We start from the raw sequence: 24817 nt of genomic DNA, 5'->3' as shown, positions 1-24817 counted from the left end.
CAAGCTCAGGCGCCGCCCCCTCCCATCGGAAGGGGCGGCGTTTGCTATTGATTGTTCGTGTCTCCTTCGTGCCGCATCATCTCGACGTGCGGAATGCCGACCTCTTCGAACCGGTGCCCCGTGGACGTGAAGCCGAGACTGGCGTACCATTCTTCCAGGTGGGCCTGGGCATGGAGAAGGAAGGTCTCGAACCCAGCCCGCCGGGCGTCCGCAAGAACGGCCTTTACGAGTTGGGTGCCGTATCCCTGCCCTCGGTGCTCGGCCAACACTGCGAAGCGTTCGAGCTTGGCCACAATCTGTTTGTTGTGAGCTACGCTGCGCCAGCGAGCCGTCGCCACCGGCTGCCCGTCGACGCGCCCGACCACATGACGGCTCGTCTCGTCGTGGCCGTCCCACTCCTCCTCGGGGGGACAGTCTTGCTCGTCAATGAACACCTGCCGCCGGATGGCCCGGACGGCCTGCCAGTCTTCGTTGCTCTGTACCGGAATGATGTCGAGGGAGGCCATGATGATGCGGCTGGAGATGGTATGCTGTCGAGCGGGTTCGGTCGAAGCAGGATGAAAGCTCCCTCTGTCGGATACAGACGGAAGGCGGAAGGCGTGCACAACCCCAGACCCAAAAGGAAATGCCTTTCTGCTTTTCCCGCCCTGTCCGTGCCTTCGGGCCGTTGCCCTTCTGAAATCAACTAGAGCCCCTCATGCCTGAATTTCTTTCCAGCAACGAATGGTCCGCCTGGGAAGATCGGTTTTCTGCTTTCCTGCACGAACAAACGAGCGACGCCGACGCCGCACACGATCGTGCCCACATCGAACGAGTGGTGACCACCGCTCGCCGATTGGCCCGGATCGAGGACGCGCACCTGGAGGTGGTCGTCCCCGCGGCATGGCTGCACGATTGTGTCGTCGTTCCAAAAGATGATCCTCGGCGGGCACAGGCCGCACAACGTGCCGCGGAGGCCGCTACCGACTTTCTTCGGGGCGCTGGGTATCCTGACCACTGGATCGATGCAATCGGCCACGCCATCGAGGCGCATAGCTACTCGGGCACCGTGCAACCGGACACCATCGAAGCGGAGGTCGTGCAGGACGCCGACCGGCTGGATGCGCTCGGCGCCGTCGGCATTGCGCGATGTTTCATGGTCGGGGGCGACCTTGGCACGGCCTTCTATGACCCGGAGGACCCCTTCTGCGAGTCTCGAGCTCCGGACGACGCTACGTACTCGCTGGATCACTTCTACGCTAAGCTCCTTCGCCTCCCGGACACGATGCAAACGACCGCGGGACGCGAGGAAGCCGAGCGCCGTGTGCAATTCATGCAGTCGTACCTCGATCAGCTCGCGTCCGAAATTGAGGAGCAGTGATCGGTGCTACCTGCCCGCCGGGAACGAAGGTGTCGTTCCGTATATCGTGAACACGAGTGATTGCAGGAGTGCTGCACAGCCGTCACGCCTCCCGGATCACGCTTCACGTCCTACTCGTCGTCAAACCGATATCCGATGCCGTAGACGGTTTCGATGTAGGTGGGCGCCGACGGGTCCGGCTCAATCTTCTTTCGCACAGAGGCCATGTGACGATCGATGGTGCGGGTGACGATATTCTCATCGATGCCCCACACGTCTCGTAGCAGCTGCTTCCGCGTCACGGTGCGTCCCTTGTGCTGGATGAGATAGCGGAGAATGTCAAACTCCAGGGCAGTGAACTCCACTTCCTCCTCATCCCGGTAGGCCTCGTGGGTCGTAAAGTTGATCTCCACGTCCCCGATCTCGTACACATCCATCGGCGCCTCGGACGGCGGCATGGTACGCTGCAGAATCGCCTTGACCCGCGCAGCCAGTTCCTCCACGTTGAACGGCTTCGTGATGTAGTCGTCCGCCCCCAACCCAAATCCTTTGAGCTTCGACTCCTGCTCTCCCCGGGCCGTAATCATCAGAATCGGCGCACTGAAGCCCATTTCCTGCGACTCGCGGAGCACCTCAAAGCCGTCCTTCTTCGGCAGCATTACGTCGAGAAGAACGACATCACATTTGTCCATGTCTTGCATCTTCTGGAGGGCCTCCTCCCCATCCTCTGCCGTCTCCACCTCGTATTCTTCGAGCTCGAAATATTCCTTGAGCCCCATGAGGATGTCGGGGTCATCCTCCACGATGAGCATATGATAGGTTTGGTCCGTCGTCTTCGACATAATGGAAGAGGCACTGCGTGAGTGAGAGTGGCGAGCAGAGAGGTCCGCCGGGAGCTGTCTGCTGGATCGGCTGCAATATACGGAAGCGACGGTCTGTTCCCAAAGATCCGTCCGTAACAGGCAGGTTAGAAGATCGGCGTCCGCCGTTCCCACCGATTCCGGTCCCGATTGGACACCACCCCGGTGCCCTTCGTATCATGGGACTGGCACGATTTGTTCACCGACCGTACCCGATGATCGCATGACCGACGAGACGAAGTCTTTCTTCTTCAACCTCCTGGATACCCCAAGTCCAACGGGCTTCGAAGCCCCCGGGCAACGCGTTTGGGCCGACTATGTGCGCGACCACGCGGATGCCGTGGATGCCGACGAGTACGGCACGGCCTGGGCCACATTACACGGAGCGGACGACGACGGCCCGACGCTGATGCTCGACGCCCATGTCGACGAGATCGGCTTCATGGTGCGCCACATTACCGACGAGGGATTCATCTACGTCACCCGGATCGGGGGCTCCGACCGCGCCATTGCCCGCGGCCTTCGGGTGCGCGTGCTGGGCGACGACGGTCCCGTGACCGGCGTGGTGGGCAACACGGCCATCCACATCCGCGACACGAAAAACGAAAAGGTGCCCGAGGTGCACGAACTGTTCGTGGACGTGGGCGCTGAGAACAAGGACGGCGTGCACGAAAACGGCATTCGCGTGGGGCACCCGATGGTGTTCGACGTGGCGCCCACGGAGCTCTCCGACACGCGCATCACCGCCCGTGCCATCGACAACCGGCTGGGCGGCTTCATCATCGCGCAGGTGCTGAAGCGTCTCTCCGACGATCCCCCCGCGTGGACCGTACAGGGTGCCAACTCGGTGCAGGAGGAAATTGGCGGCCACGGCGCCTCGATGATCACCCACCGCCTCCAGCCCGACGCCGCGGTGGCCTTCGACGTAACGCACGCCACCGACTCCCCCGGCATCGACAGCACGAAGCATGGGCAGGTGAAGATGGGCGAGGGCCCAGCCATCACACACGGCACCTCCACGCATCCACAGGTGGTGCAGCGGCTCATGCAGGTGGCCGAGCAGGAGGACATTCCACTTCAACACGAGCCCAGTGACCGTCGCACCGGCACCGACACCGATTCCATCTTCAAAAGCCGAAGCGGGGTGCCGAGCGGCCTTGTCTCCGTCCCGCTCCGCTATATGCACTCTACCGTGGAGGTCGTCGATACGGAGGACATCGAGCAGTGCGTGCAGCTCCTCACCGCGTTTGCCCGCTCTCTCGCCCCGAACGACGAGTTTGGCGTATCCCTATAGGACTGAAGTGTGCAGGGGCGTACGTGTGTACGTATGAAGGCAATGGACGTACCTCCCTCCATACATACACACGTACAACCTTATACCAACTCCGGGAGCTCTATTCCGGTAGGACGCAGGCGTCCGTAGCGCCGTTGGAGTCCAGCGGCGCTACTAGTGTCCTCCTTGACGGTGCCGACGATCCGAGAAGCTTTTGCGTATTGCACCGCCGTACCTCCTACCTGAAGTCTGCAACAGAATTCGGTATTACCGATGGAGTTCGCGATACTTGCGTACGATGCTGAATGCCATCTCCAAGGACTGCTCGTAGTTGAGCCGCGGATCGACCGGGGATTCATAGGCCTGCCCGAGGTCGGCTTCGCTGAGCCCGCGGGCCCCCCCGATGCATTCGGTCACATTCTCACCGGTAAGCTCGAAGTGCACGCCGCCCAGGTATGAGTCTTCGGCCGCGTGGATGTCGAGGGCCTGCTCCAGCTCGCCGAGAATATTGTCGAACCGGCGCGTTTTCGTACCATCGTCGGTCTTCTCGGTGTTGCCGTGCATCGGGTCGCAGATCCAGAGGACCGTCTGCCCCGTATCGCGGACCGCGTTGATGAGGCCGGGGAGCCGATCGGCGATTTTGTCGTTCCCAAAACGGGTGATGAGCGTAAGCTTGCCGGGTTCGTCTTCCGGGTCAAGGGTACGCACGAGTCGCTTGAGCGTGGACGGAGTCATGTCCGGTCCCACTTTTAACCCAATCGGGTTTTCGATGCCACGAGCGTACTCGACGTGTGCGTTCTCGGGTTGGTTGGTCCGCTTGCCAACCCAGGGCAAATGAGTCCCAAGGTTGTACACTCCCTCCTTGTGGGGCACGGTGCGGGAGAGTGCTTCCTCGTAGGGCAACAGCAAGGCCTCGTGACTCGTGTAGAAGGTCACGCTCTCCACGGTGTCGAGTTTCTCGTTTGTCACCGCCTCCACGAAATCGAGCGTATCCTCAATCGCATCCACCATGGCGTGGTACTCCTCCGCCAGGGGCGAGTGCTGCATGAAGTCGAGGTCCCAGTACTCCGGATGCCGGAGGTCGGCAAAGCCGCCTTTAACGAGCGCCCGGACGAGGTTGAGCGTAAGGGACGAACTCGCGTAGGCCTCCACCATGCGCTGGGGATCGGGCTCCCGGGCCTCCGCCGTAAACTCGACGCTGTTGACGATATCGCCCCGGTAGCTCGGCAGTGTCGTGCCGTTGCGCGTTTCGGTATCCGACGAGCGGGGCTTGGCGTACTGCCCGGCAAAGCGGCCCACACGGACGATGCGGGTATTGAGCCCGTAGGTGAGCACGAGACTCATCTGCATCAGGATCTTGAGCCGGCTCGTAATGACGTCGGCCGTGCACCCCTGAAAGGACTCCGCACATTCTCCTCCCTGTAACAGAAAGCGCTCCCCGTGAGCGGCGCGCGCCAACTCCTCTTTCAAATTCTCCACCTCCCAGGAGGTGACGAGGGGCGGGAGACTAGACACGTGATCAAGAGCCTCGTCCAATGCCGCTTCGTCCGAGTAGGTGGGCTGTTGTAGGGCCTCCTTCGCCCGCCACGAACTCAGCGTCCAATCCGTCGCTACATCGTGCGCCATGGTGCATCAAGGTGTTGGGGGAATTACGGAACTGTCCGATCTACGAGCGGGGACCGCACACGTTTCGGGAGGCGAATCTCCCCGCCGGATGCCTCCGTACAAAATCATACCGCCTACCGACGATGATTGCACATTTCCGAGCCCCTCACGCAACGCCCATGCTTTCTTTGAGAGCGGAGGCCTCCCCCCAATTCGGGATCTTATCCGGATGAAGTAGGCACCCGAAATCGATTCGGAGCCTCCGGCGATGTGTAAAGTAATCCACGGCCATTGGTATAAGCTGCAGGCCTTCCCTCGACGCCCTACCAGGACGAACCGTAACGCCAATGCCCTCGATCCCGACAGTATAGTCTCCCCCTCACGGCCTCCGAACCATTCGTCCCACTCATGACGGGCAATTCCCTTTCTCCTTGCCGCCCTTAACGTCCCTGCTGCTTGTCCCCCAACCGTTGCTCTCCCCGTGACGCCTCCTGCCCCCAAACACATTCTCCTCGTCGAAGACGATCCCGACATCGCCGACCTGCTAGAGCTGCATCTGACCGACGAGGGACATGAAGTGGATGCGGTCGACGATGGCGACGAAGGCCTCAAACGAGCGCTGGCGTGCAGCTATGATCTCATCGTCCTCGACATTATGCTCCCCGGCACGGATGGCTTCGACATCTGTCGGCGCCTGCGGCAGGAGAAGTGCCATACCCCCATCCTGATGGTGACAGCCAAAACCGAAGAGGTGGATAAGGTTCTGGGACTCGAGCTGGGCGCGGACGACTACATCACGAAGCCGTTTAGCATTCGGGAGGTATTGGCGCGCGTGAAGGCCATTTTTCGACGTGTGGAGGTGGACCAGGAGGGCCCTTCCCCCTCCGACGACGAGTCCCCAATCGAGTTTGGCCGTCTCGTCGTCGAGCCGACGAAGCGAAAAGTGACGGCCGAGGGAGATACAGTCGACCTCACCAGTAAGGAATACGAGTTGCTGCTTCTGTTTGCCCAAAATCCAGGGCGCGCCTACAGCCGACAAGAACTGCTCGACGAGGTGTGGGGATACCAGTATAGCGGCTACAGCCACACCGTCAACACGCACATCAACCGCCTCCGCAACAAGATTGAGCCCGACCCGTCCTCCCCCCGCTACGTAAAGACGGTCTGGGGCGTGGGTTACCGCTTCGCCGAACGGGAGGAGCTGGCAGAACAGGATTCGTAGACCGTATTTCGTATTGCGTCGTACGAGGGCAGCCACGCGATACGAAATATGCAACATGAAATCCATTCTGCCCCGAATTGGGCGCTCCGCTGGACCTATTTCTCCCGACCGTTCAGGCTTTCACCATGCTCAACAGCTTCTACGCCAAGCTTTCCGGGCTCTTCCTCGTTATGATTGTGGGCCTGGGGATCGTGCTGGCCGTGCTGGGCGGACGGACGGCACAACGCTACGCGGACGAGGTGGAGCAAAAGCTCAATCGAACGCTCGCACAAGAAATGGTGCCCCGATTCGAGCCCCTGCTCAAAGACAGCATCGACCGGGCGGGCATCCGCGAGAAAATTACGGACATGACCGGCATCAACCGGCGGATTGAGATCTACCTCCTCGATCGGCAAGGAGAGCTCAAAGCCTCGTTTGCTTCCTCCGCCACTGCCATCGACCAGCAACGAATCGACATGGCCCCGATCCGGCGGTTCATGTCGGGCGATGATCTGCCCATCCTCGGTGACGACCCACGAGATCAGGGCGAGCACAAGCCCTTCTCGGTAGCCCACATCGAAATTATGGGTCGCAAGCAGTGCTACCTTTATGTCATTCTCGGCAGTGAACAGTATGCCTCCGTCGCGGGCATGATCGAGGACAGCTACATCATCCAGGGCGCGCTCATCGGCTTCGGGCTCATTCTGCTCGTCGTAGCGGGACTGGGCCTCCTGCTCTTTCGTCGGCTCACGCAGCGCCTTCGGCACATGCAGCACGTGGTGGCCAACTTCGAACAGGGACACTTCGACCAGCGCATCGACGAGGGCGCCAACGACGAGATCGGTCAACTCGCCGCCTGCTTTAACCGTATGGCCGACACGCTCGTCGAGACGATGGAAGAACTCCGCCAGGCCGACCGCATGCGGCGCGAGCTGGTCGCCAACGTGTCCCACGACCTGCGCAGTCCCCTCGCCTCGATCCAGGGCTACCTCGAAACGGTTCATATGAAGGACGGGGACCTCGATTCGGACGAGCGTCAGCGCTACGTCAAAACGGCCCTTCGCAACGCCCAGCGGCTGAATGATCTCGTAGGCGAACTCTTTGAGCTTTCCAAGCTGGAAACCGAGCAGGTCGAACCGACGATCGAATCCTTTCCCATCGCCGAGCTCGTGCAGGACATCGTGATGCAGTACGAGCCCCAGGCAGAGGCGCAGGCGGTCGAGCTGCGGGCGGAGTTGCCGGAACATCACGCCCGCGTAGAGGCCGACATCGGGCTTGTGGAACGGGCGCTCTCCAACCTCATCGACAACGCCATTCACTACACGCCGGAGGGCGGACACGTGCGCGTACTGCTGACCAATCGGGAGCGCGCGGTACGGGTAGAGGTGGAAGACACCGGCCCCGGCATCCCCGAAGACGACCTTCCGCACATCTTTGAGCGCTTCTACCGGGTCGACAAGAGCCGCGACCGCGAGAAAGGCGGCGCGGGACTTGGCCTCGCCATTGCAAAAACGATTCTGGAACTCCACGACCGCACGCTGGAAGTGGAGAGCACCGTCGGCGAGGGCACTACCTTCCGGTTTTCTCTGCCCCTCGTCGCTTCCCCCACGCGTTCCTCCTAACATGAGGGCGGAAAACCAACCGGCGGAGTCTCCTCACTCTCCGACCGGCTCCCCCAACCCGGATAGAAGGACGGTCCCGATTCTGTCAGCCCCCCGCCCCCCTATTCCAGCATGAAGACAACCTTCGTAGCGCCGTTGGCGTCCAACGACGCTTCTAATGCCACGTCGCGCCCCCTCACGGTTGTCTGATTTGTCCTGGGCACGAGGGCAAAATCGGAGGGGATTCGTCCCCCATTCGTTCTCGTCCCCCTCATTGATCGGAGGCACACGAGCCTCACCGCCGTCGAAGCAAGTAGCAATTCACAACTGCACTGGGCGCGTTATAGATCTGTTAGACCTTGTCATACAACGGTTAGAAGGGCTGACTCTTCTGTGAGGATGTTCCAGGCCCTCGGGAAGACATTCAGGAACTGCGATGGCCGGCCGCACCGGAGGCCTCAGCGTCGGCCTGATCGGATGCGACAGCTCCGGGATGACCGGAGATGAGCCGCCGCCCAATCAAGCGCCGACGGCTTCCATCTCCCTCGACTCGCGCAGCGGCCTCAGTGCCGCCTTCAGCGCCGCCGGCAGCATGGACCCGGACGGCAGCATTGCCTCCTACGCATGGAACTTTGGCGACGGAAGCACCGACACCGGCGAGACCGTGGTGCACGACTTCGACAGTGGCGGCACGTACACCATCGAGCTTACGGTCGAGGACGATTCGGGAACGACGGCCTCGACCGCGATGGACGTGATGGTGAGCCGAACCCCGACCACGTTCGACGTCACCATCGAGAACGTTGGCACCGCCCAACCGCTCACGAAGGCCGGAGTGTTCAACACCCCGCAGGGGGCTAGCAGCCCAGGCCCGCTCACACCGGGCAATTCCTACCAGTTCTCGTTTACCGCCGGCCCGAACGAGATCCCAGGATCGGGCATGAAGCTCTCGTTCGCCACAATGTTCGTACAGTCGAATGACATCTTTTACGGCTTTGACCCCGGTGGCCTCTCCCTCTTCAAAAGCGACGGCACCCCCATCGGGATGGACACTCCTGCGGATGTGACGAAGCACATCTCGTACTGGGATGCCGGGACGGAGGTCGACCAGGAGCCCGGCACGGGCAGCAACCAGGCGCCGCGCCAGAGCGAAGCGGATACGGGTCCCGACGAGGACGGCTCCCTGGTGAAGGTCACGGACACCGACGGGGACGGCACGCCCAACGATGATGGATTCGAATACCCGGCCGTGGCCGACGGCCTCAACATGACCATCTCCAGTACGATGGACGACGCCACCGGATCAATCCAGTTTACCGTGACAATTGAGAACGTGGGTGGGGGACGTCAGGTGAACGGCGCCCCGCTCGTAATCTCCCCGGGTGCGTTTGCGGCCCACTTCGACCAGGCTCCTCCCAACGGGAACGAGGTCGCCTTCTTTGTGCCGGATGCCGCGGAGTCCGAAAGCATCGACGGCATCGAGGAAATTGCCGAGGACGGCGACCCGAGCGTGCGGGCCGAAGCCGCCGCGCCGCTTACGGGCCCCACGGTGCCGCTCTCCCCGGGCGCCTACGCCTCCCACGCAGACGCCGTGCAGGCATTTACGGTCGGCGAACGTGCGTCTGCCGGCATCGAGGGCGTGGCAGAGGACGGCCTGCCCGAGACCTTGGCCGGGGAATTGGACGCCTCAACCGATGATATTCGAGACGCGGGCATCTTCAACACGCCGAACGGCGCGGACGAGGCGGGCCCGCTTGCCCCGGGCAACACCTACTCCTTCACGGTGGAGGGACAGCCGGGCGATCGGCTCTCGTTTGCGACCATGTACATCCAGTCCAACGACCTCTTCTACAGCTTCCCGGCAGAGGGGCTGCCCCTCTTCGAAAATGATGCGCCGATTAACGGGACAATGACCGAATCGGTCATCCTCTACGATGCCGGCACCGAGGGCGACGAGGAACCGGGGACGGGCCTCAACCAGGCCCCGCGCCAATCCGGCCCCGACACTGGCCCCGACGGCGAAGGCCAGATCGCCGCGGTTCGTAATGCGGACGAGGATCGATTTCTGGACGACGATGGCTTCGAATACGAGGAGACGGCCAACATCCTTCGAGTGACGATTACCCCGCAAAATTGATCACAGACCGCCGCCTCCTTCAACGAATCAAATGCCGCTCGGCGGTTTCGTACCGCCGGGCGGCTTTTTTCTTGCGGGCGACCGTGTTGCCACAAACAACGGCCTGTTCGAAAAACCGTCCGCTGGTTTCCGGATCAGACGTGCTCAACCCGTCCCCTCTGCCTCAGAGCCCCTTATCCAAAGCTTCCGATTTCTTGTAGGGAGCCTCTGCGCCCGTAACACAGCTTGCGGAATTGTCGTAGTGAAAAAGACCCGTGCGGAGAATCCGACTGGAATTGTTACCTCCTTGCAGCGAACGCGACGCGGATATGTACGGGGACCGCCGGCATTCGCCCGGTATCATTCATAACCGTCCCCTGGACCGATGACCAACAAACCACAGTCTGCTCCTCAAAAGACCCGCGCTCAGCTACTGGAGCGAATTGAGTCGCTTACCGATGCCGTACAACGACTCCGCGCCCAAAAGGAACGCCTAGAGGCCGAGCGCGACCAACTCCAGGAAGAAAATCGCACACTTCGACGCGACCTCACGCACTCCCGGCTAATCAACGAGATTGAACAGTCGATTGCCGATGCGGACGATCAGGAGCAATCCTCGCGGCCCGTCCCCCCGATCGCCGACCGGCTGTACCAGGCGCTGCCCCCCTCCTTCTCATTCCCCGCCTACTTTCAGGTTGCGGAGAGCGAGGGGATGGAGATGGACACGGCCCGACGCTGCCTCCGCCACTTTCTGGCGAAGGGGTATGTCGCACGAGCCGGCTCGCGACTGCAGAAGAAAGATCCCCCGCCGCACGAACGAATGCGGGGCCGGGACGGCCGGTCCGTCCAGCTATCTTCGTGATGTCGTGCCTGACCTCCCCCGCACTGCATATCTTTCATAGATCAATTTATCTCGGGGACGTCACTGTCGCTGCGTCTGTTCTCATTTCCTTGATGCCGTCCACCGCCTCCACCGTCTCGGAAGGGGTGGGCAGGCATCCGCTCTTCTTCGAAACGCTCCCCCGTCCCCCCTCCAGCGCGTCAATATCCTCATCTAATAGGATACGCACATACACGTACGTTTTTTGACATTATCTCCTTTGGGTAACTACTCTTAAATGTAACCTTATCTTTAGTCTCCTCATGTTCATCTTCTCTGGGGGACACCCAGCACCATCCTGTTCCGGCCGATTGTGTGTATGTCTTCGACCGACCTGGATCCCGTTTCGTCCGATCCCGAACCGTCCACTTCGTCGCAGGAGGACAACACGTCTCCTCCTTCTGGCCTCCAAATCTGGCACATCGCCGGTCTTCTACTCGTTGTGGCCATTGCGGGCCTGGGTCTGTACGGACTTTGGCCCATGATCACCGGACAGGCCGCCGAGGACGCCGCCCAGGAAAAGGCGGACGCTCCGTCGTCGGAAGCGGTGATTGACGTCGTGGTGGCCAAACGGGTCGACTTTCCGCTCCGAACACAGGCCAACGGACATCTCACGCCGTGGAAAACAGCCACGCTCCGCGCCGAAGCCGAGGGGTACGTCACCGAGCGTGCGGTACAGGAAGGCGATCGCGTGTCTCGGGAAGCCCTTCTCGCCCGCCTCGAACACGAGGAGGAGCGCATTGCCCTCAAGGAAGCCCGGGCCAAATTGCTCAAAGCTCGCGCTGAATACCAAGCGAAGTACGCCAGCGATTCTGCCGTTCCCCTCGCGTCGGCGGATACCTCCTCCGTCACGTCCCTCGACGAGCGTCGGGCCACGCAGGCGGCCGTGAGCGGCCTCACCGCTGCCCGACAGGCCGTCGAGCGGGCCCGGCTCAACCTGCGGCAAACGCGGGTTACCGCCCCGTTTTCCGGACGCATCGCCAATCTCAAGGTAGAGGAGGGGCAGTACGTAAGCCCAGGAACTGAAGTCTGCACCCTGCTGCGGGACGACCGGATGAAGGTAGAGGTGGACGTGCTGGAAAGTGACCTCGTGCACGTTCGAGAAGGCGCCACCGCTCAGGTACACGTTCCCGCCCTCGGCCCAGCGGACGATTCAACTGCCCAGTTTGTAGGGCAGGTCTGGGCCGTCAATCCGCAGGTCGAGCGCCAGTCGGGCACCGGACGGGTCACCGTCTCCATTCCGAATCCGGAGGGCCGCCTCGTGTCGGGCCTCTACACAAAGGTGCGGCTGGAGACCGAGCGGCTGCAGGATCGACTCGTGGTGCCGGACGAGGCGGTGCTCGTGCGGCAGGGGCGCGACCTCGTGTTCGTCATCAAGGGAGGGCGTGCGCAGTGGAGCTACGTCGAGCTCGGTGCCCGCTCGGGCGACTACGTCGAGATCACGAAGGGCGTGGCGCCGGGCGACTCAATTGCCGTAGATGGACACTTTGCCCTCGCGCACGACGCGCCGGTGACAGTTTCAGACGTACGCGAGGTCGGGCTGGAATAGCCCTTCCCCCCCTTCTTTTCACATTGACGGTAATTCCTGATATGTCTAGCTCCTCCTCTCAGACCGTCCGGAACGAACGGGTCGAGCGAGTGACCTCCTACATCGAGAAGAACATCGGCGAAATCGAAACGGCGCGGGAGGTCGCGACTGTCGTCGATGTCTCCTATGAGACCCTTCGGAAGCAATTTCGACGGCAGAAGAAGATACCGCTAGGGAAATTCATTCGGCAGGTCCGCATCGACGAAGCCCGGTGGCTCCTCCTCGAAACCGACGAGCCGGTCTACGTCATCTGTTGGAAGGTTGGATTCTCAAGCGATAGCAACGGCATCCGAGCCTTCAAGCGACACACGGGGATGACGATGGGGGAATACCGGCGACAATACAAAAAAGAGGACTAGATTTTTCATGGTTCCACCACTTGTAAAAATTAACAATACACACCATATATAATAACCTATAATGAGATAAGCATTTTGTTGATGAGTGTTATTTCGTTTGTAACCATTCAACTGGTGACTGGATGCTCGCCCCATCGATCGAGTACTATAAACTAACACCATAACGGTTGTCATGCTCAAGAAGAAAGGTCTTCTCTTTTCGTTCGCCCCGTTCCTAGTTATGTTCTTCATCGCTACAACTCCGCTGAATATTGCGGTAGAGCCCCCCACATTTGAGGTTGGAAGTAGGGCCGAAACGATAAACTACGAGATGATGTCAACGGTCTTCTCTGGATCAAGTCAGATTTCTTGTGTAAAGCACGCCGCCGATTAGGCAGGTTGAAGAGAGCGATTTGTTGGTTCAGATTGGAAGTCTGTGGCCTCTGTATCGGCCTGCTCATCGAGCCAGTCGTAGAACTCGTCGGTCTTCAAGTAGCGTCGGCTGGTTGACCTGGGCAATCCCAGATTGCCATCCTCGTGCTTTTCCGCCAGTAAGGCGCCGACGAGACGCCATGCCGAGTCCTTTCTGGGGAGGATTCGAATCACCTTTTCCCGCCGCCGGATCTCCTGGATGAGCCGTTCTAGCATGTTGGTCGTTCGAAGCCAGCGGTGGTACTTCTCCGGTAAGGCCAGTACGGCAGTCACGTCAAAGAGACCGTCCTGGAAGGTTTCCACGGCATCAGGAGCCTCCTCTCGCAGCTCGTCGGCCCCTTCTTCGAAGCGCTCCAAGGCCTCCTGCTGGGAACTGGCTTCGAGAACCCGGTCAAGGAGATCTTTCATCTGGTCGTGGCAATCGGCAGGCGTCTTATCGAGTACGTTGCGCTGGAAGTGGCCCAGGAATCTGAGATTCCCAGCACCGATTCCAGATGCAGCCTGGGAAGCAAGCTCGCAAAGCCTTCTCCAAGCCCTCATGTGACAGGCGGACTCGTCCGCCACGCTTACGGCGAACTCAACGCCTCGGAGTCCTCGCTTTTTCAGGTCCTCGAACAGCTCTTTCCAACTCTCTCCAGTTTCACTCAAGGCGATCTTGAAGCCGAGAATCTCCCGGTAGCCCTCTTCGCTGATCCCAACTACGATCATCGCTGTCGTCGAGCGGACAGCTCCCTGACGTCGCACTTTCAACTGCATCGCATCGACCAGGAGAAACGGGTATTTCCCGAGAGGGCGCTCTGCCCAGGCCTGGACCTGCTCGTCGAGCTTTTCGGTCAGGTTGCTCACCGTCTGCCGGCTGAACTCTCGACCGCAAAGCTCGGTGATGATTTTCTTGACTCTGCGAGTACTAACGCCCTGAATCACCATTTGCATCAGAGCCGTCACCAGCGCCTTCTCCGACCTCTGGTAGCGTTCGAACAGTTCGGTGCGGAAGGTCCCGTCTCGGTCGCGTGGCACCTCCAACTTCAACTGTCCGATTCTGGTAGTCAGCCAGGCGGACTCGTCCGCCACGCTCGTAGCTTCCGTTTCGATAGCCGCTACGCTCATCGGTTCGCTCGCCAGGCTCGGCTCCAAGGTGCTCAGTCATCTCGGCCTGTAGAACCTGGTTCATCACTTTCTCCAAAAGCACTTCGGCTCCCCGATCACCGAGCCGAACTTCGCGAATGGTTTTCTCGTCCAAAGACACCTCAATTTGGGTCATCGTCATCGGTAGGTTGATTCGACTTGTGGTGAGTCCAATCAACCTAACCGGCGGCGGTGGCCCTTTTCTATCCGACCTCGATTCCGGGAAGACCATCATCGGCGTTACACAAAACTATTGACGCATCCCGTCAGGAGCTCCGGACCGCAAAATCCAGAAGATGCCGTTGATGACCTTCCGGTAATCGTTGTACGGACACCCACGACCTTCCACCTCCGGCAGGAGGGGCTCGATGCGTTCGAATTGCTCGTCAGTGAGCTCATAGCGGCGTCGAGGCATAGCAGAACGGCTGAACAGTCCGGTAGACTGTGCACGCCGTTCATGCAGCCTTCTTATCAAACAGTGCCTAGTGGTCAATCCATCACCAAAGGAGGGATAGAGCCGTCGGAGTTTGATTCAAGCATCCTCGGTTCTGAACCGCCAGTTGCCCGGCTTTCCAGCCCGATTACATGGGGGTTGCCGGCTTTTGCCTCTTGAGCCAAGCGCGCTAGACTCTCGATCCGCCGGTACTCGTAGTCGGTTCGCTGAAACACATCCCGCCCCTGGAAAAGGGGCGTTCGCACGTGACTGTGAAGTGAGACCGGCTTCTCGTCGAGACAGACCCGTTTACAAAGAACTCTGGGCGGCTGGCTTTTCGAGCAGTTGAAGCGGCATCCGGACGCTTAGACGCGAGACGGAGACTACAATGGAAGAGTACCGACGGCAGTATCGGACAAAGCAATGCAAAGAGTCGTGGGGTACCAAAATTGAACACTATGCCTACAAACCATAAACGTAAATTATTTAGGTAAACAGAATTTATTTTTTTATTGATCGTCAGCAGTCCATTTTACAGAGTACAAAATGATGGATTGCCGTCGCGAAATGCGCTCCGAATAAAAATGGTACGTGTAGTCCTCAAACTCGCAATCGGGACCGTCGTGTTGCTGACCAGTGTCGGTCTATGGTGGAGCGCCGAACCCGAATCAGCCAGCCCATCTGATTCTCCGGTCTCAGAAGTGAATTGGGATGCATTTCCCGTTGTGCTAAACAACAAGGCAGCGGACGCCCCTCTTCCCCCCGCTGAAGAGGCAACAGTGGTCTTTTTCTACAGCCCGTACCAGTGCTATTCTAGCCGGGACGCCATGCACGGCTGGCACCGCGCAGCAAGTCAGGTGGAGGAGGTGCACGCCGTAAACGTGTTGCAGGAGCGAAGTCGCCTGTCCGCCCGACGGTACCTGAACACGTTCACGACTCCGTACCGAACACGCCTCGATACAATCGGCTGGTTTCAAACTACGTTCGACTTGAGTACCACCCCGGCCGTCATACTCATGTCGGAGGATGAGAAAAAAGAGGTCATATACCCGACTGCGACTTCTCTTTCTAACGAGCAGCGACGGCGTCACGTGCAGCAGATTGTGCGCCCAACGGATTCATAATGCAGTACAGGGCTCCTTCCGAGGACTGCTGAAAACGCCCGGTTTCGCTACACGTAGAACCTAAATTTCTTAACTTCGACCATGAACATGAAAAAGAAAAATATCCTTAGTACTGCGTTTCTTGTTCTCAGCCTTATCGTCGCAGGAGGATTCGCAGTCGATACGTTCAGCCCACAGCAGGCCAAGGCAAACGTAAACCCGGACCTGGAGATTTGTTCTACGGGCCCAGCCTGCGTAGGCCCTCCGGTTAACTGTTACTGCGAAGTCGTTATCACCCCCGAGCAGGAGTAACATTTCTACAGGGGGTATCGGTCGTTGATGACGTACAAACCACGGGGCTCCTCTAATGCGGGCCTCGTGGTTTTCTCTTTGCGGTCTCTTTGTGAACACAATTCGTTATGAGATTCACCTCCTTCAATATCCCCCTCCTCACACTTCTTCTTTCTCTTCTTCTATCGGCATGTGGAAGCGGCGACGCCGAGGTCGTGTCCCACGACAAAACGACGGCGATCCAATTGATCGACTCGTTGGCGATTCACGAAACCGACGATCGCTTCATCGGGGAGCTCGTCGACGCGGACGTCGAGCTTGACCCGCTTCGAATCTATGTGGCCGACCGAAAGATGCGGCGCGTCGCGGTCGTCGGAGACGACGGGTCCATCAGGCAGTTTATCGGAGAAGCAGGGAGAGGCCCCGGAGAGCTCGGGCGACCCGTCTTCCTGTCGGTCGACGGAGCAAGAATTGTCGTCGCTCAACAGCGCTGGCGTGGATTCTCGGTTTTCGATACCTCGGGGACGTACATCGACAATTTTCGCCTGCCGGATGGCCACTGGGTGGGAGGGTACGATCTTTTCCAGACTGCAGACGGATACGTGTTGCCGACCACCAGCTTCAACCCTCGAATACAGGGAACGCTGGAGGTTCCGCCTGCGGCACACACGATCGCAATGCTGACCGATACGTTCACCGTCGAGAAGCAATTCGGCACGTTTCCCTCGTTGTATCAAGACGGCGAGTACATCCTGCAGAGAAGGACGATGGACGTGCGAGCCGACTCCTTTGCAGCGGTGGGGCATCAGCTCGTGCCGAACGTACGCCTATACGACCTCGGCAAATCGGATAATCCGCTCACAAAAAAGCTGTCGGTTGGCCATCCCAAATTTCGCCCCCCTGAAGAAGAAACGCCACTACAGATTACGACAGAGAATCAGTCGGCGCTATACGATCGGATGGCGAGCTATGTGATCGTCGAGGGGACATTTTTGCTACAGGACGGGGTCGTGATGCAGGTCTTTGCCGACCACAGCGAAGGATATTATGAGCAAACCGAGTTTGAACCGTCTGAGCAGAAATACTATGCGACCCTCGGAGCGATCAATTCCAACGAGCGGCTTCACCTTTCCCTCCCCGGTCGCGTCCTTGCTCGCGACGCAAACGATCGGATCTACATTGAACGCAATCCAACCCCCGACGAGCGCACAATTGGTATCTATAAAGTCACCTGGCCCTGAATAATATACTCCTGTCTACCGAAGAGGAGTGCCCATTCCCAAGGGCCCTTTCGTAAAGAAATCGCTCTCGACGTTTTTGCCCCAAGATGGCGCAGGCTGTATTGCCTTGAACCCGACGTTCAAACGTACGTCTCGACCTCGACCTGCACCGACGATAGTAAGCCTGAATAACGAAACCGTGATTGCCAAAATAAAAGGCAAGAGTTTTTTATAAAATGTTATATAAATGTGTGCACGTCTTAATTCGCTGTAGCATACCCCAATCTCATCGATCCCTAATATAAAGTTCGCTTTCCCTCCCAATGCAATTATCGATACTTCTCGTATTCGCTACGTTCATGAATCCCCTCGTGGCGGACGACTCCATTCGGGCCGAGAAGGTGCTCACCCTATCAGATACGTTGGCCAAACATGAGATCTTCGAGCCCCGTGCCCTTACCTTCGCCGACGACGGCACTGTATATCTGTTTGACGATGGGGCCAAACGCATCCACGTCTTCGACAGCGACTTCAATCACCAATTCGCCTTTGGCCGAGAAGGACCTGGGCCGGGCGAGTTTGAGCGGACGGTGATGCGCTTGCTCGTTTCATCCGCGGGCGAACTTGTCGCGCTGGAAAAGTGGGACCGCACCGTCCACTTCTTTTCGCTAGACGGGGTCTACCGAGACTCGTTCTTCATCCAGAAAGACCTGGAAGTGTCGGGGACGCCGCAGAGTCAGGGATTCGGTATTCCTCTAGACGTAGCATTAGATGACAAGAATCGCATCTACCTGACGGACCGGGTCTGGTACTACAATCGAGACAAGGTGCAGGTCTTCAATCGAGAGGGGGAGTTCGTCGAGAGCTTCCTGCCGCAGGACCGCTTCCGTACCTATGAGCAGGTACAGGACGCGCACTCGACGCCGAAGAGGAGACAAGAGCGTGTGGCGACGCTGATGAACGACTATCAGATCCGACTTGACATCGACCAATCGGGCAACGTAATCGTGGGACACCGAGGCGACTACGTGCTTGAGAAGTATTCGCCGGACTTCGAGCGGGTGTGGCGTCGCGAGTTGGCGTTCGATCCAGTGAAACAGTCCTACGCCGCTGAGATCGCTCATATGGGAAGCACGGGATACAGCGCATTCATGGGTGAAGGGGCGGTTGCCGACATCGAGACCAACGCGGACAATGAGATTTTTGTCAGTGTCGGTACCTTCGATGGAAGTTTGGACGAGAACCGCCGAAGTAATCTGAACCACTGGATTGACGTGTTCGATGCGGACGGCACCCATCTCGCTCGTCTACTGGAGGACAAACTCCCTCCCGTTCCCAGCCGTCGGGGCTACCAGATCGATGTGCACGACGGGCGCCTTCTCGTGCTCGGGGGGACGGAGCTCTGGGCATATAGAATTGTCCGAGAGCAGTGAGGTCATCTGTTCTTTTGCCGTCGGTTCAGCCCCCCCCCAATCTTCCGACTCCCCTTATCTCGGAAGTAATCAGTTTGTAAAAGTAAAGAAAGCGGGATACGTTGCTGAGGCGCTCCATTCAAAGGCCCTTGGCATCTTCCCTTCCGATGCGCGCCCTCATCCGCCTCTGCTTTCGCCGCCCGGTGGCCGTCGGCTCGGTGACGGCCCTGCTCCTCGCTATCGCCGCGGTGGCGTACGTGCGATTGCCGGTGGCGCTCTTGCCGGACCTCGGCTACCCCGCCCTCACAGTGTGGACGGCCTACCCCGACGTGCCCCCCGAGCGGGTGGAAAAAACCGTCACCGAGCCGGTGGAAGAAGCAGTGGCCGGGACCGAAGGCTTGGAGCGCGTCACCGCCCGGAGCCAGCTGGGCGGGAGCCTCGTGGAACTGCGCTTCGGGTGGAATACGGACCTCGACCGCGCGCTTTTGAACGTCCGCGAGCAGATCAACCGACTGGGCGACCGCCTGCCGGAGGCCGCGGACACGCCGGTCGTCCTGCGCGTCGACCCCAGCGACCGGCCCATCCTGATGCTCGCCCTGCGCGGGTCGCAACCAGATACGAGTGCGGTCCAACGCACTGCGACGGCACGTGCCCCCCCCTCTGATCGGCCCCAGGACCTCGTCCGCCTCCGCGAAGTGGGGCGCGAGGTCATTGCCCGCCGCCTCGAACAGCTGTCCGACGTGGCTCGCGTCCGGGTGACCGGCGGCTACCAGCGGGAGGTCACCGTTCGCGTCGACGAGGACCGCCTGGCGGCCCTCGGGCTCGGCCTCGGCAACGTGGAGCGGGCGCTGCGGCAGGCCAATCAGTCACTCCAGGGCGGCACGATCCGCCGCGGCCCGTTCCGCTACGCGGTGGAGGTGAGCGGGGAATTTCGGAGCGCGGAGGACGTAGCCCGGACGGTGCTCTCTCGCCGGGAGGGGCGCCCCGTGCGGCTCCGCGACGTGGCCCGCGTCAAGAGCGGCGTGCAAGAGCGGCGCGGGCTCGTCCGCTACGACGGGCAGGAGGCCCTGCTCCTCTTGGTCGAGCGCCGCCCGGACGCCAACACGGTACAGGCCGCCGCCGAGGTGCGCGAGGCTCTCGGCCCGCTGGAAGAGGAGTTAACCGGCGTGCGGCTGGACGTGGTCGTCGACCAGAGCGTCTTTATCGAGCAGGCCATCGGCGGCGTGGTGCAGGCGGTGCTGCTGGGCGGAATTCTCGCTGTTGTCGTGCTGTTTGCCTTCCTGCGACGCCTGCGGCCCCTCCTGGCCGTGGCGGTGGCGGTGCCGCTCTCCCTCGCCCTCGCCCTGGTGGGCTTTGAGATGCTCGGCGTCACCTTCAACATGATCGCCCTCAGCGGCCTCGCGCTCGGCGTGGGGCTGCTGGTGGACAACGCTATTGTCGTGACCGAAAACGTGGCGCGGCTGCGGGAGGAGGGACTCGGGCCGGTCGAAGCAGCGCGGGAAGGCGCGGAGGAGGTGGCCGGAGCCATCGCTGCGAGTACACTCACTACGATCTCCGTCTTCCTGCCGATTACGTTCGTCGAAGGACTGGCCGGGCGTCTCTTCCAGGACCAGTCCCTGGCGGTGGTGGCCTCGCTTCTGGCGTCCCTCCTGGTGGCGATTACCGTCGTGCCCCTGCTACTGCGCAAGGACCAGGGAGCCATTGGGGAAACGGGCGCGTGGATGAATCGCCTGCTGGCAACGTACGAGCGCGCGCTGCGGTGGAGCCTCGATCATCCGGGCTGGGTCCTCACAGGGGCTCTCGTCGTGCTCGGACTGGCCGGCGCGGTGGGCTGGCAATTGCCGCGCGAGGTGGTGCCCGCCTCCAACCAGGGCCGCGTCGAGGCGCACCTGACCCTCGCTCCGGGCACAGATTTGCCAGTTGTCGAGGAGCGGGCCGCCACGGTGGAGCGCACGGCCCGGCGCACTGTGGGGGCGACACACGTCTTGGGTGACCTGGGCGAGCGGAGCACGGCCCGCCTGGAGCTGGACCCGCGCCCGCCCTACGAGGCGGACCTCACGGTGCTCTTGCCCGACAGCGTGCGGGCCCAGACGGCCGCCCGTCGCCTGCAAGATCATTCCTTTCCGCCCGACGTGACCGTCGAGGTGCAGCCCTCAAAAACGCAGCTCGGCGAGCTCCTCTCCCCTGGCGAAAACGACCTCTTGATTGACCTTGTGGCCGAGGAGCGACGACGCACCGAGGGGATCGTCGACTCGCTGCTCCGGCGCCTGCAGACCCGGCCCGAGCTGGCGGGCGTTCGGCGGGCCGAGGCGGCTGAGGTGCCGGCCTATCAGCTCCGGCTGCGGCGGCAGGTGATGGCCCGCTACGGCGTGACGCCCGAGGACGTGGGCCGGGCGCTGGAGTCGGCGGCACGGGGACGGCGAGCCACTTCGCTGCGGCAGGTGAGCAAGGAAGTGCCGATTGTCGTGCGGGGCCATGCGGTCGGCTCGATCGAGGCCCTCCTGGAGCGCACCATCGCGACGCCGAACGGCCGCCTTCCCCTCCGCCGCTTCGCTATTGCCGAGCGGACCGACCTCCCCGCGGCGCTCCTGCGGGCGGAACAGGCGCCGGTCGTCCGCCTCGTGGCCGACGTGTCGGAGGGAGAAGGACTCTCTGAGGCTGTGACTGCCGTGCAATCGGAACTGGACGCGGCACTGCCGACCGGCGTGCGGGGATCGGTGGGCGGCGCGAACCGGGCCTTTCGCGAAAGCCTCCGGGCGGTGGGCTGGAGCCTGCTCCTGAGCCTGCTCCTGGTCTACCTCATCCTTACCGCCCAATTTGAGCGCCTACGGCAGCCGTTCGTGATCTTGGCGGCGGTGCCCCTTGCCGCCGCGGGCGTGGCGCTGGTACTCTGGCTGACGGGGCAGACGATCAACCTGATGAGCCTCACCGGCTGCGTGGTGCTGGTCGGGATTGTCGTCAACGACGCCATCATCAAGGTCGACTTCATCAATCAACGACGCGAGCGCGGCATGCCCTTCCGTGAGGCGGTCGAGGCGGCGGGCCGGGCCCGCTTTCGCCCCATCCTCATGACGACGATAACGACGGTCCTGGGCCTCCTGCCCCTCGCGCTGGGGCTGGGAGCCGGAGCCGAGATCCGGGCGCCCCTTGCGATTGCGGTCGTGGGCGGGCTCCTCAGCGCGACGGTACTCACGCTGCTCGTGGTGCCGGTGCTGTATCAGTTGGTGGCACAGGTGGGGTAGTGCCCACTACAAACTCATCTCATTAGACCGATTACTAACGCCATGTCGAGCCCTCAATCATCCAAAACACCCTATGAGATTATCGAGCAACAAAAAGAGGACTACCTAAAGGAGGAGGTTAATGAACCCAGTCCGGACTGGCCCCCAGATGTACAGGAAGCATACATCATTGTCCGTAATCAGCTCTTCGATATGAATCTTGATGTTAAAACAGTGATTGAGCAGTGTAAAACCTGTAGTGGCTCAGGTACTCAAAGTCGCTTTAGACATTTTGTTGGTTATGGGATTAAAGAGTTCATAATTAACCACCGGCTCGCGATCGCCAAGCGGCTTCTTCACAACGAAGACCTATCCATCACCAAAATCGCTCTCTCGATAGGCTATAATACACCGAGCGGGTTTAGCACTACATTTAAACGGCGCGTAGGTACTGCCCCTTCAACCGTGCGCGAGAAGACAAATTAAATTATAAATGAGAACCTGTATGAGATGAATATCATGAAACTCACCTCAATATTAAGCACTCCACTCGCTAGAAGCCAAATCAAACCATCAGTAAGATGAAAACCTTAACCTCTAAGGCAAAACGGTTTACCCTCGGAGCTCTATTGAGTGTCGCTATGCTTTCAGGGGCAGCAATCTTCCCGGACGACGTTCAGGCCAATCCCGAATTGCAGTGTGACGGCAATATCTGTTGCACCGTTGAAGATGATGGCACGATAGTCGACTGCGAGAAAGTATAGACGTAACTTTATACCGACCACATACACCACCCCCGACATTGAATCGGGGGTGGTTTTTGTAATACACACTACATCATAAGTTTATGAAATATATTCTAAATAAATATTTTATTTTTGGATTAATACTACCCATACTTATTTTTGCAATATACAGTTATAGTTTTAGTAACGAAAATATTGACAAGTTAAATATAGGACTGTATAATAGACTTAAAAATAACCCTCTAGCATACAAATATGGTGATACTAGATCAAAGGATGAAATACTTTTATTAACAGATTACGAATGCGACGGTTGTAGGACTATTCATAGATGGATATGGCCTACCATAAACAAAAAAATAAAAAATGATAAAATAGATTACTATAGTTTAGATGCAATTCTTCCTGGTCATGAGGGTGGTTTATTAGCAGCTACATTTAGCTATTGCCTCAAAAGGAGCAGCTTTCATCAAGCTAAATATTTTCGTGTCTCAGTTTTTAAAAACAAATTACCCTTAAAAAGAAATGATTTACTATACAATGAACTTAACGACCTACAACAAAAATTTCGAAATGGACGTGGATCTCTTCAATCTTGTGTACAAAATAATAATGGCAAAGTAGAACAAATTAACCAGAATACACTTAAATTAATTAGTAGTTTAGGAATAAAGTCTATCCCAGCTATTTTAATAAATAGACAAAAAGTTAAAGTCAAGACATCTAAAGAGGAAATGCTGGAGATAATAAACAACAAAATTAACAAATAATTTTAAATATTTATGTGTAAGAGATTATTCATATATATATTTTACTTAATTTTTATTTATATTATTTTTAACTTATTTATAGGTGGAGCTTATTATGTTAATGGAAGCAACCCTTATAATACTGAAAACTTTCCCGAACCTGCATACACGTATGGGAATGACCATATTCTATACAGAATAGAAGATGTAGATATTGATTCATCTACTGTCTATATCCTCACACAACCAGAACCTGTAGTTCATATCTTCGAGGATGGTGATTTCTCTAAATCATGGGGCAAAAAGGGACGAGGCCCGAGTGAACTAACGAATCCACGGAGTTTGGGAGCGAGTCAAAATAGAATAGTTGTCGCCAACATGCACCCCAATCGAATTCTTTGGTTTTCTCCATCTGGCACTCTCAAGGCAGAAGCAACTCTCCGAACCGGTCTTCTTACAGGTATCGAGGTGAACTCAGAGGTAGTTATTGCGCAGACCGAACAGTTTCGTGGATCAAGGGTGACTCTTACGATGGTCTCGTCATCAGAATCGACAGAAAGACTATTTTCTTTTCAGTCGGGTCCTTCAGTAAGGATAGAACCACCGGCAGGACCGAATCTCACTCTCCCTGCTCCGTTCCAATCAAGAACTGTGTGGACACTTCTCGAAAATCGACGAATTGCACGAGTGGAAGAAGGAAGTAGAGAGATAAGCATCATTGACCTCCATGGGAACCTCCTTCAAACATGGAAGATTCCAAAACGCACTTATAGGGTAAGAGAAGAAGACGGCCGAGCCTGGATTTACCGACAATTGGATCCCCACACTGTGGCTTTCGGTCAAGAGGACCCATTTCAAAAAACCCGGAAAGAAGCTCTGGAAACTGTAGACTTTCCGGATAGATATCCACCAGCGCTTGAAATCTTGTCCGATGCTAAGCAAGGAATCTGGGTACTCCGAGCTGACAGAAAGAAAGGCCAAATCTGGACGCATCTCTGTAGTAAGCATCCCCCTCGCACAGTCTCATTTCCCCCTGGACTCCGTATTTCGGCCTTCGGTGCAAAATACATTGCCGTGAGAGATCGAGGTAAAAATGGGATTGAACTCGTTAAACTCTACAATCGTAATCAGGTCCTCAAGCGGGCAGAGTAGTAGCCAGTACCGCCCGTTTCAAGCAGTTGCTTGCTGAAAGTCGGCATCGATGTAAAAAACGTCCCGTCATCCAAAACCGTGAGTAGGACATACTCTTCCCCAGGATCAAGTGTGTCGCGAGACCGGCCCGCT

At 58.5% G+C, this 24817-nt stretch carries 18 protein-coding genes and 2 pseudogenes; 14 read left to right on the top strand and 6 right to left on the bottom strand.

The genetic code is table 11. From position 1 onward, the window contains the following. Window positions 1–44 precede the first annotated feature (44 nt). Window positions 45–506 carry a GNAT family N-acetyltransferase gene (locus tag BSZ35_RS13305; protein ID WP_105012903.1) on the bottom strand — a complete coding sequence of 154 codons (462 nt, stop codon included), beginning with the start codon at window positions 504–506 and terminating at the stop codon, window positions 45–47. 191 nt (window positions 507–697) lie between these two features. On the opposite strand from BSZ35_RS13305, the gene BSZ35_RS13300 reads away from it, so the two are divergent. Continuing rightward, window positions 698–1360, top strand: coding sequence for an HD domain-containing protein (locus tag BSZ35_RS13300; RefSeq protein WP_105012902.1), 663 nt, complete (start codon window positions 698–700; stop codon window positions 1358–1360). Between the two features lie 110 nt (window positions 1361–1470). Here BSZ35_RS13300 and BSZ35_RS13295 read toward each other — a convergent pair whose 3' ends face one another. Then, the gene (locus tag BSZ35_RS13295) at window positions 1471–2181 is read right to left on the bottom strand and encodes a response regulator transcription factor (RefSeq protein ID WP_105012901.1); all 711 of its coding nucleotides are present in this window, start codon (window positions 2179–2181) and stop codon (window positions 1471–1473) included. Window positions 2182–2422: 241 nt separating this feature from the next. On the opposite strand from BSZ35_RS13295, the gene BSZ35_RS13290 reads away from it, so the two are divergent. After that, the gene (locus BSZ35_RS13290; protein WP_105012900.1) at window positions 2423–3493 is read left to right on the top strand and encodes a M42 family metallopeptidase; all 1071 of its coding nucleotides are present in this window, start codon (window positions 2423–2425) and stop codon (window positions 3491–3493) included. A 246-nt stretch (window positions 3494–3739) separates the two neighbouring features. Here BSZ35_RS13290 and BSZ35_RS13285 read toward each other — a convergent pair whose 3' ends face one another. After that, on the bottom strand, window positions 3740–5098 hold the full coding sequence (locus BSZ35_RS13285) for a 3-deoxy-7-phosphoheptulonate synthase class II (RefSeq protein WP_105012899.1): 1359 nt from the start codon (window positions 5096–5098) through the stop codon (window positions 3740–3742). A 460-nt stretch (window positions 5099–5558) separates the two neighbouring features. Between BSZ35_RS13285 and BSZ35_RS13280 the strand changes: the two genes are divergently transcribed. From BSZ35_RS13280 to BSZ35_RS13255, 6 genes are all read left to right on the top strand, one after another. Next, on the top strand, window positions 5559–6299 hold the full coding sequence (locus BSZ35_RS13280; protein WP_105012898.1) for a response regulator transcription factor: 741 nt from the start codon (window positions 5559–5561) through the stop codon (window positions 6297–6299). Window positions 6300–6424: 125 nt separating this feature from the next. Then, window positions 6425–7900, top strand: coding sequence for an ATP-binding protein (locus tag BSZ35_RS13275; protein WP_105012897.1), 1476 nt, complete (start codon window positions 6425–6427; stop codon window positions 7898–7900). Between the two features lie 415 nt (window positions 7901–8315). Further along, entirely contained in the window at window positions 8316–10016 is a 1701-nt protein-coding gene (locus BSZ35_RS13270) for a spondin domain-containing protein (protein ID WP_105012896.1), read from the top strand. Between the two features lie 364 nt (window positions 10017–10380). Continuing rightward, complete coding sequence (locus BSZ35_RS13265; protein WP_105012895.1) at window positions 10381–10857, top strand: hypothetical protein; 477 nt, start codon at window positions 10381–10383, stop codon at window positions 10855–10857. A gap of 337 nt (window positions 10858–11194) precedes the next feature. Beyond that, window positions 11195–12424 (top strand): efflux RND transporter periplasmic adaptor subunit, encoded by a 1230-nt coding sequence (locus BSZ35_RS13260; RefSeq protein ID WP_105012894.1) that lies wholly within the window; start codon window positions 11195–11197, stop codon window positions 12422–12424. Between the two features lie 41 nt (window positions 12425–12465). After that, window positions 12466–12822, top strand: coding sequence for an AraC family transcriptional regulator (locus BSZ35_RS13255; protein ID WP_105012893.1), 357 nt, complete (start codon window positions 12466–12468; stop codon window positions 12820–12822). A 369-nt stretch (window positions 12823–13191) separates the two neighbouring features. Here BSZ35_RS13255 and BSZ35_RS13245 read toward each other — a convergent pair whose 3' ends face one another. The 3 genes and pseudogenes from BSZ35_RS13245 to BSZ35_RS13240 all read right to left on the bottom strand — a co-directional run. Then, window positions 13192–14340, bottom strand: a complete 1149-nt coding sequence (locus BSZ35_RS13245; RefSeq protein WP_258096360.1) for a transposase — start codon at window positions 14338–14340, stop codon at window positions 13192–13194. A 19-nt stretch (window positions 14341–14359) separates the two neighbouring features. After that, a pseudogene (locus BSZ35_RS20230) lies at window positions 14360–14494 on the bottom strand (IS256 family transposase); the annotation flags it as partial. Between the two features lie 132 nt (window positions 14495–14626). Beyond that, window positions 14627–14773, bottom strand: a pseudogene (locus BSZ35_RS13240) (transposase); the annotation flags it as partial. A 602-nt stretch (window positions 14774–15375) separates the two neighbouring features. Between BSZ35_RS13240 and BSZ35_RS13235 the strand changes: the two are divergent. From BSZ35_RS13235 to BSZ35_RS13205, 6 genes are all read left to right on the top strand, one after another. Further along, the gene (locus BSZ35_RS13235) at window positions 15376–15915 is read left to right on the top strand and encodes a hypothetical protein (protein ID WP_146110099.1); all 540 of its coding nucleotides are present in this window, start codon (window positions 15376–15378) and stop codon (window positions 15913–15915) included. A gap of 398 nt (window positions 15916–16313) precedes the next feature. Continuing rightward, window positions 16314–17426, top strand: a complete 1113-nt coding sequence (locus BSZ35_RS13225; RefSeq protein ID WP_105012888.1) for a hypothetical protein — start codon at window positions 16314–16316, stop codon at window positions 17424–17426. Window positions 17427–17728: 302 nt separating this feature from the next. After that, entirely contained in the window at window positions 17729–18838 is a 1110-nt protein-coding gene (locus BSZ35_RS13220) for a hypothetical protein (RefSeq protein WP_146110098.1), read from the top strand. 146 nt (window positions 18839–18984) lie between these two features. Further along, on the top strand, window positions 18985–22059 hold the full coding sequence (locus tag BSZ35_RS13215; protein WP_105012886.1) for an efflux RND transporter permease subunit: 3075 nt from the start codon (window positions 18985–18987) through the stop codon (window positions 22057–22059). Between the two features lie 42 nt (window positions 22060–22101). Next, window positions 22102–22524 (top strand): AraC family transcriptional regulator, encoded by a 423-nt coding sequence (locus BSZ35_RS13210; protein ID WP_105012885.1) that lies wholly within the window; start codon window positions 22102–22104, stop codon window positions 22522–22524. Between the two features lie 361 nt (window positions 22525–22885). Beyond that, a complete protein-coding gene (locus tag BSZ35_RS13205) occupies window positions 22886–23554 on the top strand; it encodes a thioredoxin domain-containing protein (protein ID WP_105012884.1) in 669 nt (222 codons plus the stop codon). Window positions 23555–24817 lie beyond the last annotated feature (1263 nt).

This window comes from Salinibacter sp. 10B (genome assembly GCF_002954405.1).
Taxonomy (GTDB): Bacteria; Bacteroidota; Rhodothermia; order Rhodothermales; family Salinibacteraceae; genus Salinibacter.
This window is presented reverse-complemented; position numbering and strand designations above follow the sequence as displayed.